11 protein-coding genes are annotated in these 10,745 nt (G+C 70.8%); 4 read left to right on the top strand and 7 right to left on the bottom strand.

Features of this window, described 5'->3' with window-relative positions; genetic code table 11:
- The 4 genes from FFK22_RS12075 to FFK22_RS12060 form a co-directional block, all read right to left on the bottom strand.
- A partial coding sequence (locus FFK22_RS12075) for a sugar ABC transporter substrate-binding protein (protein ID WP_143956810.1) occupies positions 1-1,041 on the bottom strand: 1,041 nt, incomplete at its 3' end.
- A gap of 28 nt (positions 1,042-1,069) precedes the next feature.
- On the bottom strand, positions 1,070-1,837 hold the full coding sequence (locus tag FFK22_RS12070) for an ATP-binding cassette domain-containing protein (RefSeq protein WP_138887020.1): 768 nt from the start codon (positions 1,835-1,837) through the stop codon (positions 1,070-1,072).
- Positions 1,834-3,066, bottom strand: coding sequence for an ROK family transcriptional regulator (locus tag FFK22_RS12065; protein WP_138887021.1), 1,233 nt, complete (start codon positions 3,064-3,066; stop codon positions 1,834-1,836). Before FFK22_RS12065 ends, FFK22_RS12070 begins: the two co-directional genes overlap by 4 nt.
- A 290-nt stretch (positions 3,067-3,356) precedes the next feature.
- Complete coding sequence (locus FFK22_RS12060) at positions 3,357-5,525, bottom strand: malate synthase G (protein WP_138887022.1); 2,169 nt, start codon at positions 5,523-5,525, stop codon at positions 3,357-3,359.
- Between the two features lie 173 nt (positions 5,526-5,698).
- Between FFK22_RS12060 and FFK22_RS12055 the strand changes: the two genes are divergently transcribed.
- A complete protein-coding gene (locus FFK22_RS12055; RefSeq protein ID WP_138887023.1) occupies positions 5,699-6,532 on the top strand; it encodes an IclR family transcriptional regulator in 834 nt (277 codons plus the stop codon).
- A gap of 7 nt (positions 6,533-6,539) precedes the next feature.
- Here FFK22_RS12055 and FFK22_RS12050 read toward each other — a convergent pair whose 3' ends face one another.
- On the bottom strand, positions 6,540-6,749 hold the full coding sequence (locus FFK22_RS12050) for a cold-shock protein (RefSeq protein ID WP_034832428.1): 210 nt from the start codon (positions 6,747-6,749) through the stop codon (positions 6,540-6,542).
- A 527-nt stretch (positions 6,750-7,276) separates the two neighbouring features.
- On the opposite strand from FFK22_RS12050, the gene FFK22_RS12045 reads away from it, so the two are divergent.
- Together FFK22_RS12045 and FFK22_RS12040 are read left to right on the top strand one after the other, a co-directional pair.
- Entirely contained in the window at positions 7,277-7,873 is a 597-nt protein-coding gene (locus FFK22_RS12045; protein WP_138887024.1) for a UdgX family uracil-DNA binding protein, read from the top strand.
- A gap of 45 nt (positions 7,874-7,918) precedes the next feature.
- Positions 7,919-8,128, top strand: a complete 210-nt coding sequence (locus tag FFK22_RS12040) for a dodecin (protein ID WP_138887025.1) — start codon at positions 7,919-7,921, stop codon at positions 8,126-8,128.
- A 21-nt stretch (positions 8,129-8,149) separates the two neighbouring features.
- On the opposite strand, the gene pseG is transcribed toward FFK22_RS12040, so the two are convergent.
- A complete protein-coding gene (pseG, locus tag FFK22_RS12035; RefSeq protein WP_138887026.1) occupies positions 8,150-9,205 on the bottom strand; it encodes a UDP-2,4-diacetamido-2,4,6-trideoxy-beta-L-altropyranose hydrolase in 1,056 nt (351 codons plus the stop codon).
- Positions 9,189-9,512 carry a cupin domain-containing protein gene (locus FFK22_RS12030; protein ID WP_138887027.1) on the bottom strand — a complete coding sequence of 108 codons (324 nt, stop codon included), beginning with the start codon at positions 9,510-9,512 and terminating at the stop codon, positions 9,189-9,191. Before FFK22_RS12030 ends, pseG begins: the two co-directional genes overlap by 17 nt.
- Positions 9,513-9,637: 125 nt before the next feature.
- Between FFK22_RS12030 and FFK22_RS12025 the strand changes: the two genes are divergently transcribed.
- Positions 9,638-10,555, top strand: coding sequence for a substrate-binding domain-containing protein (locus FFK22_RS12025; protein ID WP_138887028.1), 918 nt, complete (start codon positions 9,638-9,640; stop codon positions 10,553-10,555).
- Positions 10,556-10,745: the final 190 nt, after the last annotated feature.

Here is a 10,745-nt window from a genome sequence, read left to right as displayed (position 1 = left end):
CACCGGCTGCACCGGCGTGGCCGGCGGCTTCAAATTGCCCCAGAAGCGCGGGTCGTCGACATTGGCCTTGGTGATCGCTGCGCCCGGAATCTTCAGGTTCGGGCCCCAGGATTCGATCGTCAGCTCGGATTTCAGCCCCAGCACGTCATAGGTGCCGGGCTTCAGCTCCTCCTTGGCCGCGATCTTGTCGATGAACATCGCCAGCCCATAGGCCTGGGCGTAGAGCGGCTGCTCCACCTCGACCTGTTCCCAGCCCTTGCGGATCAGGTCGAGGCCGACCGGCGCGCCGTTCGAGCTGACCAGCATGACGTCGCCCGGCTTCTTGCCCTTGGCCTCCAGGATGGCGGCCACCGCCACCGCCAGATGCGCGGCGTGAACGAAGACCAGGTCGATGTCCGGGTTGGTCAGCAGCTGGTCCGAGGCGATGTTGCCGGCGTTGGTGGCCTCCCATTGCAGGGCGGCCTGGGTGATGATCTTGACGTCCGGGAAGGCCTTCATCTTGTCCTCGAAGCCCTTCTGGATGTCGAGGGTGTAGCTGTCGCCCGGGTCGCCCAGGATCTGCAGCACCTTGCCCTTTACCGAGCCGTAGCGCGACTTTAGCAGGCCCTGGATCTGGTCGGCGGCGATCTCGCCGATCTCGACCGTGCCGGCGACCGAGGTCAGGTCGAACGGGGTGCTCTTGATCTGGCGGTCGAACACCAGCACCGGGATGCCGGCGGCCCGCGCCCGCTCCACGCCCGGCACCACCGAATCGAAATCGACCGCAGCCAGCACGATCGCCTTCGGCTTCAGCTTGATCACGTCGTCGATCTGGTTCAGCTGCAGGTCGGTGCGGTTCTGGCCATCCAGCGACACCGTCTCGTAGCCGACCTGCTTCATCGTGGCGGTGATCACCTCCACCGACCCGGTCTGGAACTCGTCCAGCAGCGTCGGCACCAGATAGTACACCTTGCCCTTGTCCTGGGCGAAGGCACCGCCTGCCGCCGTCAGAGTCGCGAGGGCGATCGCGGCCGCCCCCAGGGTCCGTCTCGCAATCCGCATGATGTTGCCTCCTCTCCTGTTGAATTCTTCAGGCGACGCGTTGGCTCACGTCGCCGGTGATCATCCGCACCACCTCCTCGGGACTGCTCGCGGCCGTTGCCACGTCGCCGGTGATCCGGCCGTGGCGCAGCACCACGATCCGGTCCGCCACCTGGAAGGCATGCGTCATGTTGTGGGTGATCAGGATCACGGCGACGCCCTGGGCGCGCACCCGAGCGATCATCTCCAGCCCCCGCCTCGTCTGCTCGACGCCGAGCGCCGCGAAGGGCTCGTCCAGCATCACCATCTTGCCGCCCCAATGGACGAAGCGGCTCAGCTCGATCGCCTGGCGCTGGCCGCCGGACAGATGCTCGACATTGGTGCGGACCGACGGGATGCGGGTGCCGGCGGCGCTGAGGGCGCGTTCGGTGACCGCCTGCATCTCGCGCTCGCGCAGCACCGGCACGCCCAGGATCCGGCGGGTCAGCTCGCGGCCCATGAAGAAATTGGCCACGACGTCGACATTCATGCACAGCGACAGGTCCTGGTAGACCGTCTCGATGCCGCGCGCCTTGGAATCGGCCGGGCTGGTGAAATGGCATTCCTCGCCGTCGAAGACCACCCGGCCCGCGGTCGGCTGCAGCCCGCCGGAGATGATCTTGATCAGGGTCGACTTGCCGGCGCCGTTGTCGCCGAGCAGGGCCAGCACCTCGCCGGCCTTCACCGAGAAGCTGGCGTCGGTCAGGGCGGTGATGGCGCCGAAGCGCATCTGGATGTGCTCCAGCCGCAGCAGCTCGCGGCCTGCCGTCTCGGTCATGCCCGTGTCTCCGTGGCGATGGTGAACTTGCCGTGCGTCGGCGGCGGCGCCGGCTCCGCCTCGGCGAAGAGCAGGCCGGAGCGCGGCGACAGCAGGCCCGAGATGGCCAGCACCGCCGCCCCGACCAGCGCGTTGTCGGCGCCGAGCGCGGACAGCGCCAGGCGCGGCGTGACCCGGTCGCGGCGCCGGCTGACCGAGGGCAGCAGCGGGTCCAGCCGGTCGGCCAGGCGGCGCAGGATCGGCTCAGGCATCTCGCCGCCCAGCACGATGCAGGCGGGGTCCAGCAGGTTCTCCAGCGCGCAGAGGGCGCGGCGCAGCGGCGGCACCGCCGCCTCGATCCAGGCGGCGACGGCGGGATGATCCGCGGCCGCAGGATCGGCGAGGTCGAGCGCCACCCCGGCCTCGGCCAGCGCGGTGCGCAGCGCATGCACCGAGACATAGGTCTCGAGGCAGCCTTCGTTGCCGCAGCTGCAGGCGCGGCCGCCCGGCACGATCGGCATGTGGCCGAGCTCGCCGGCATTGCCCCAGGCGCCCTGCTGCACCTGGCCGTCGACCACCAGCCCGCCGCCAAGGCCCAGGCCGAAATGGATGTAGAAGAAGTCGCGCAGGCGGCGGCCCAGGCCGAACATCGCCTCGCTCAGCGCCGCGGCCGGGGCGTCGCCGCCGACGAAGGCGGGCAGGCCGGTCAGGTCCTGCAGCCGCTCCGCCGCCGGCACGCCGGCCCAGCCGGGCAGGGTGGTGGGGCCGACGAAGCTCATCGCCTCGACGTCGAAAGGCCCGGGCATGGCCAGGCCGACGCCCAGCACCCGGCCGGGGGCGGTGGCGCGCAGCCGCTTCACCATTGCCGCCATGGCCGGCAGCGCCGTCTCGGGGGTGGAAGCGGCCAGCGCCGCCCGGGCCTGGCCGCGCACCGCGCCGGTCAGGTCCAGCAGCACGCCGCGCAGCCGGTCGGGCAGCAGCTGCAGCCCGACGGCGAAGCCGCCATCCGGGTCGATCGCCAGCTCGATCGCCGGCTGGCCCGGCCGCTTCGGCGTCTCGCGCCGGGCGGTCAACAGGCCCATCTCCTCGAATTCGCGGACGATGTTGGTGATGGTCTGCGGGCTCAGCGCCACCAGCCGGGCGATGTCGGCGCGCGAGATCGGCCCGTGCAGGCGCACCGCCTCCAGCACGATGCGCCGGTTGTACGGCCGTCCGAGATCCTGGTTCGTGCCCTTCAGCCGCGTTGCCATGCAGCCTCCCGACCCGAAGCGTGATCCCGGCGCGGGAATTCGTCAAACGGTTTTATGAATTAAGGCGCGGGCAGGTTTTCGTCATCCTGTGGGGGTGGGTCCTCCACAGGGCGCATGGCGATCCCAAGATGCATCCGATCGGCCGAACTGACGCGCCGTCGGGTGTCGGGCACTGTCTGGAGTTGCCGCTGCTGGACCCCACCTGAGCAGCGGAACTGGTCTCGGGCACGAGATCGGGAGCCGGCGGCGAGACGCCCCCGATCAGCTGCCTCGCCGCCGGTGCTCTCGGTTCAGCCCGCCGCCTTCGCCTCGCGGCGGCGGCGGTGCAGGATCGGCTCGGTGTAGCCGTTGGGCTGGTCGAGGCCCAGCAGCACCAGGTCCAGCGCCGCCTGGAAGGCGATGCTGCGGTCGAAATCCGGCGCCATCGGCCGGTACAGCGGGTCGCCGGAATTCTGGCCGTCCACGACCGCCGCCATGCGCCGCATCGTCTGCCGCACCTGGTCTTCCGTGCACAGCCCGTGCTTCAGCCAGTTGGCGATGTGCTGGGACGAGATGCGCAGCGTGGCGCGATCCTCCATCAGCCCGATATCGTTGATGTCCGGCACCTTGGAGCAGCCGATGCCCTGGTCGATCCAGCGCACGACGTAACCGAGGATGCCCTGGGCGTTGTTGTCCAGCTCGCGCTGCACCTGCTCCGCCGCCAGGTTGCGGCCGCCCAGCAGCGGCGGGGTCAGGATCGCGTCCAGCTTCGCCTTGGGCCGGGACTTGAGCTCCTCCTGCCGCGCCGCCACGTCGACCGCGTGGTAATGCGTCGCGTGCAGCACCGCCGCGGTCGGCGACGGCACCCAGGCGGTGTTGGCCCCGGCGCGGGGATGGCCGATCTTGGCGGCGAGCATCTCGGCCATGGCATCGGGCTTGGCCCACATGCCCTTGCCGATCTGCGCCCGGCCCTTCAACCCGGCGGCCAGGCCCTGGTCGACATTGTTGTCCTCATAGGCGGACAGCCAGACAGCGTCCTTGATGTCGCCCTTCGGCAGCACCGGGCCGGCCAGCATGCTGGTGTGGATCTCGTCGCCGGTGCGGTCGAGGAAGCCGGTGTTGATGAACACCAGGCGGTGCTGCACCGCGCGCATGCACTCCTTGAGGTTGACGGTGGTCCGCCGCTCCTCGTCCATCACGCCGACCTTCAGCGTGTGGCGCGGCAGGCCCAGCGCATCCTCGACCCGGCCGAACAGCGCGTCGGTCAGCGCCGCCTCATCTGGCCCGTGCATCTTCGGCTTGACGATGTAGACGCTGCCGGCCCGGCTGTTGCGCGGGCCTGTGGTCTTCCGCAGGTCGTGGATGGCGCAGAACGCGGTGACCAGCGCGTCGAGGAAGCCCTCCGGCACCTCGCGGCCCTCCTGGTCCAGCACCGCGTCGGTGGTCATCAGATGGCCGACATTGCGGACCAGCATCAGACTCCGGCCGGGCAGGGTCAGCGTGCCGCCACCGACCGCGGTGTAGGTCCGGTCATCGGCCAGCCGGCGGGTCATGGTCTTGCCGGCCTTGGCGAAGGTCTCGGCCAGGTCGCCCGTCATCAGCCCCAGCCAGTTGCGGTAGACCGCGACCTTGTCCTCGGCGTCGACCGCCGCGACCGAATCCTCGCAGTCCTGGATGGTGGTGATCGCCGCCTCCAGCACCACGTCCTTGACGCCCGACGGGTTGTCGGCGCCGATCGGGTGCGACCGGTCGATCTGCAGCTCGACATGCAGGTTGTGGTTGCGGAACAGCAGGCGGCGCTTGCCGTCCTCACCGGCATGGCCGACGAACTGCGCCGGATCGGCCAGCGTGGTGATCGATCCGTCGGCGAGCGCGATCTCCAGTGTCGCACCGGCCAGGCGATACTCTGCCACCTGGCTGTGGCTGCCGGCGACGAGCGGGATGGCCGTGTCCAGCAGCCGTGCCGCCTCGGCGAACACGGCCTGGCCGCGCTTGCGGTTGAAGCCGGCACCGGGCGCCAGGTCGCCGGTCTGCGGGATCGCGTCGGTGCCGTAGAGCGCGTCGTACAGGCTGCCCCAGCGGGCATTGGCGGCGTTCAGGGCGAAGCGCCCGTTCATCACCGGCACCACCAGCTGCGGCCCGGCGATGGTGGCGATCTCCGGGTCGACATTGCCGGTGTCGATGGCGAAGTCCGGCCCCTCCTCGCGCAGATAGCCGATGCCGGTCAGGAAGGCGCGGTACTCGGCCGGGTCCAGGACCTGCCCCCGCCGCTCCTGGTGCCAGGCATCGATCTGCTGCTGCAGCCGGTCCCGCTCCGCCAGCAGCGCCCGGTTGACCGGGCCGAGCTCCGCCACGATCGCGGCGAAGTGGCGCCAGACCGCGTCCGGGTCGACGCCGGTGCCGGGGGCGATCCCGGTCTCGACCAGATCGGCCAGGGACGAGGCCACCTTCAAGCTGTGCCGGGAAACATAGGAGGTCATGTGCAGCGCCGTGGTTGGAGGATCATGCTCATCCGGCTAGTCGAACGGCCGCGCGCGGTCCAGCGTGCGGGGGCAAGTTTCCCGCGATGCGGAAACCGCGCGATGCTATGAACATTCTACAGCCTTGGGCGGGGCGGCGTCCCGCCGGACACGGCCTCAGGTCGGATGGAGTCATGAGAGAAAGGCGATCGGCGCCGGCCAAGGAAGGCGCTCCCCGGTCGGGCCCGAGGTCGGGCAGCGTGCAGTCGGTGGAGCGGGCGCTGTCGCTGCTCGAGGCGCTGGGCGAGGACGAGGAGGGCACGCGGCTGACCGACCTTGCGCTGCGCACCCGCCTGTCGCCCTCGACCGTGCACCGCCTGCTGACGACGCTGGAGCAGCGCCGCTTCGTGCAGTTCGACCCGTCGGACGGGATGTGGCATATGGGCCGGCAGGCCTTCGCCGTCGGCTCGGCCTTCGTGCGGCAGCGCAACTTCGTCGCCCCGGCTCTGCCGTTCCTGCGCCGGCTGCGCGACCAGACGCGGGAGACCGCCAATCTCGGCGTCGCCGACGACGGCGAAATGGTGTGCCTGACCCAGGTCGAGAGCCGCGAGATCATGCGCGCCATCACCCGGGTCGGCGGCCGCGCGCCGATGGCGTCCTCCGGCATGGGCAAGGCGATCCTGTCGACCTATTCCGAGGCCGATGTCGCCGCGCTGGTGGCCCGGCACGGCCTGCCGCGTCTGACGCCGCGGTCGCTGACCGGCGCCGCCGGCCTTGCGGCGGAGCTGGCCCGGGTGCGGACGCACGGCTATGCGGTCGACGACGAGGAGTTCGTCACCGGCCTGCGCTGCGTCGCCGCCGTGGTGCATGACGCGCAGGGCGAGGCGCTGTGCGCGATCTCGGTCTCCGGCCTGGCCACCCGGCTGACCGCGGAGCGGGCGGCGGCGCTGGGCCCGCTGCTGCGCGACACCGCGCGGGATCTGACGCGCGCCCTGGGCGGGCGGGCGCCAGACCCCGCTGACGGTTGATCGAAGGTCAGACGGCCTTCAGGTTCTCGGCCGACGACTTGTTGCGGCGCGGGTCCATCTGCTCCTCATAGGAGATCTTCTGGCCCTCGTTCAGGCCGCGCAGCCCGGCGCGCTCGACGGCGGAGATGTGGACGAACACATCCGGCCCGCCATTCTCCGGCTGGATGAACCCGAAACCCTTGGTGCTGTTGAACCACTTCACGGTGCCGATCGGCATCGCTTGCCTCCCAGGATAGATGGCGCCGCGCGTAAGCGCGCGACGCGTCAGTCGGTCACCGAGAGGGCAACGATCCATGACCGCGGATGCGGTCGGCCGGCCATCCGAACCGGAGTGACCGCCCATGATGGGGCGGGTTTTGCCGCCATGGCAAGAAGAAGATGACATGATCTCGGCGGCCGGTCCGGGTGCTCGGCGGCGCCGTCTTGCACCCGGTGGTCCAGCTCGGTGGTCAATGGGGTTCGCGAATATCCGCCGCCGGCTTTCTGTATTAGGCGAGTCTTGGTCTATTGTATTCGCCACAGGACGGTGTTCCCGACTATTGGAATCCGGTCGGCCGGGTCTGCGGCCGACGGCTGCCGGCGATCAGCCCGGCACCGTGCCGGACCCGCCGGCAGGCTCCGGATCGTGATGGTGTCGATGTAGACACCGGCCGAGGGGATGGTCTGCGACGGACGCGGCCGAACATCTGGGCGCTCTGCACGGCGCCGCCGGAACGCGCCTTGTACCGGGGCTGTTGCCCAGACATGGCATCACTGGAGTCCCTGGCGGCCGAGGCGCGCGGCTGCACGCGCTGCCCGCTGTACAAGGCGGCGACGCGGACGGTGTTCGGCGAAGGCCCGGCCGACGCCGCGATCGTCTTCGTCGGCGAGCAGCCGGGCGACCTGGAGGACCAGCAGGGCCGGCCCTTCGTCGGCCCGGCCGGGCGGATCTTCGACCAGGCGCTGGCCGAGGCCGGGATCCCGCGCGACCGCGCCTACATCACCAATGCGGTCAAGCACTTCAAATTCGCGCCGCGCGGCAAGCGCCGCCTGCACAAGAAGCCGAACGCCTTCGAGATCGACCGCTGCAAATGGTGGCTCGACCGCGAGCTGGCCGTGATCCGCCCCCGCCTGACCGTGGCTCTCGGCGCCACCGCGGCGCGGGCGCTGGCGGGGCGGCCGCTGGCGATCGGCAAGACTCGCGGCCGGGTGTTCGACCTGGCGCCGGACCTGCCGGGCCTGATCACGGTGCATCCGTCCTCGCTGTTGCGGGTGCCGGATGCCGAAGCGCGGCGCTTGGCCTATGCAGCTTTCCTGAAGGATTTGGCGGTTGTCGCCGATGCGCTCACACTTTCGCGGTGAACCGGCGGCAATCCTGCCCGTCCGGACCGAAGGAGGAGATCGACCATGGGCCGTACCTATGCCATCACCGAGCTCGCCGGCTCGTCCGAGATAGGTCTCGAGGACGCGATCCAGGGTGCCGTCGCCACCGCGTCGAAGACCCTGCGCAACCTCGAATGGTTCGAGGTGAAGCAGATCCGCGGCCATCTGAAGGATGGCAAGGTCGCACACTATCAGGTCGTTCTGAGCCTCGGCTTCCGCTACGACGAGAAGTAGCCCCGTGCCTTGGAGGGGCTGTCAGGCCAGCCCCTCCAGCAGCGCGGTCGCGACCCGCCCGGCACCCAGCCCGTCGCACAGCGCGGCGGAGGCGCGGGACAGGCGGTGCAGTCTCTCGGTATCGTCGAGGAAGGCCGCGATCGCCGCCTGCAGCGCGGCGTCGTCCAGCGCCGCCGCGTCGCCGGCCAGGGCGACGATGCCGGATTCGGCCAGGGCCTGCGCCGTCGGCCGCTGGTTGTCGGCCAGGGTGACCGCCAGTGTCGGCAGGGCGAGGCAGCAGCGCTCCCACGAGCTGCTGCCCATCGCCCCGATCGCCACGTCGGCCTCCAGCATCGCCCGCGCCATGTTCTCCAGCCCGACATGGCAGCGGAAGCGCGGATCCACGGCGGCGATCGCCCGCACCCGGTCGATGCTGGGCGCGACCGGACCCAGCACCACCTCGGCGCGGGCGAAATCCGGGATCGTCGCCAGGGCGGCGCAGACCCGGCCGGTGATGCCGCCGACATCGGTCAGGCCGAGCGACACCAGGATCGTCTGCGGGCGCCCCATCTCCGCGCGCCGCGCCAGCGCCGCCGGCCGCAGCGTCGCGAAATCCGGGCGCAGCAGGGCGTAGCCGAGGCCGACCAGCCGCCGGCAGCCGGGCGGCAGCAGCCCGTCATAGCCGGCCGGATCGGTGCCGAAATTCTGGTTCAGCAGCCAGTCGCAATGATGCGGCGCCGCGACCAGGTCGTCGATCACCAGCAGGCGCCGGGCCGCGGCGGCGAAGGCCCGCTCCTCCGGCGCCGTCCAGCGGTAGAGGTCGCAGATCGCCGCGTCGGCCCCGTCCGGCCAGGCCGCATGGACCGCCCTCACCGCCGCCTCGGGGGCTGCTTCGACCACGCGGCAGGCGATTGCGGCCAGGGCGGGCACCACCGAAGCGGCGTCGCCATTCACCAGGAACAGGCAGTCCGCGCCGCGATCGGCCAGGGCCCGGGCCAGGGACAGGCAGCGCATCGCATGGCCGCCGCCGATCGGCGCGGAAGCCTCCAGCCGGAAGGCGATGCGAGGCCCGGCGCTGCTCTCAGACGGTCCAGCCATCGAGGGCGCCCGGCCGCTTGATCTCGATCTCGACGAAGGCGATCGGGTGCGGCGAGCCGTTCATCACGTCGTGGCGGATGCCGGCGGGGCGCATGTAGGACTGGCCCTCCGCCAGCGGCACGTCGGTCTCGGTCTCGCCGTCGTGAATCCGCAGCGTCCCGGCGCGCAGCATGATTACGAAATAGGGGAAGCCGTGCTGGTGCCAGCCGGTCGCGGCGCCGGGCTCGAAGTCCCAGCGCGTGATCCGGACGGTGCCGTCGTCCTGCTGCACGGTCGGCACCGCCCGCGGCGCGTTCTGGAAAGCCATGATTGTGTCGCTCCGACTCTGCCGGCGCCACAGTGCGGGCTGGGTCCGCCGCAGGCAAGCGGCACGGTCGTTGTCAGCCCCGGGCGGAGGGGCTAGACAGGCGAAAACATGCGGAGGGGCTGACGATGCGGGGATGGATCGGGGCGATTGCCTCGGTGGCCATGATCGGAACGGCAGGTCCGGCCGTGGCCGAGACGGTGTCGGTGCTGACGCCCTATCTCTCGGCCGTCGCCACCGGGGAGATGGTCGAGACCTTCAAGGCCGATGCCGAGAAGCGCGGCTGGACCGTGTCGGTGGTCGACACCGCCGGCGATTTCGGTGCCCTGGCCAGCCGGGTCGAGGATGTGGTCAACGCCCGCACCGGCGCCATCCTGCTGGTCTCGATCAACCCGGCGCAGATCCAGGACCAGGTCGGCAAGGCCGCGGCCGCCGGCATCCCGGTCTTCGCCATCGACGGGGCGACGGGACCGGGGGTGACGCTGAACGTCACCTCGGACAACCATGCCCTCGGCAAGACCATGACCGAGCATCTGTTCGGCCGGCTGGGCGGCAAGGGCACGATCGTCCGCTTCTTCCATTCCGCCCATCCCGGCGTGCATCAGCGCGAGATCGCGCTGGACGAGGCGCTGCAGGCGGCGCCGGGCATCCGCCAGGTGGCCGACCACTACGTCCAGGTGCCGGGCCAGATCGACGACAGCCGCAACGCCATGGAGGCGATGCTGGCCGCCAACCCGGCGCCGGGCGCGATCGACGCCGTCTGGGCGGCCTGGGACGAGCCCGGCATCGGCGCGCTGCTGGCGCTGCAGGCGGCCGGGCGGACCGACATCGTCATCGCCGGCATCGACGGCAACCCGCAGGCGGTGGAGCTGATCCGGCAATGCACGCCCTTCATCGCCACGGTGCGGCAGAACTTCGCCGAGATGGCGACGATCACGGCCGGCCAGATGGCCAAGGTCTTCGCCGGCGGCAAGCCGGACGCGGCCGAGCTCTACGCCCCCGGCACGCTGATCACGCGCGAGAGCCTGGGCGTGACCTGCCCGTGAGCTGTGTTCGGAATGAGAACCTGCTCCTTTCTAGTCCCCCCTCCCCTTGCGGGAGGGGGGTAGGGGGAGGGGTCTGCGCGCGTCCGCGCGCGAATGCGCAAGGCACAGGCTTCGCGGTCGGGGCCGGCTCGTCGGAGTCCAGGCCGGCCCTGACGGCGAAAACCCCCTCCCCCTATCCCCCTCCCGCGAG

Origin of the sequence: Mycobacterium sp. KBS0706 (genome assembly GCF_005938675.2) — a bacterium.
Lineage (GTDB): Bacteria > Pseudomonadota > Alphaproteobacteria > DSM-16000 > Inquilinaceae > Inquilinus.
Note: the sequence above shows the minus strand (reverse complement) of the source record. Positions and strands in the feature narration are given on the sequence as shown.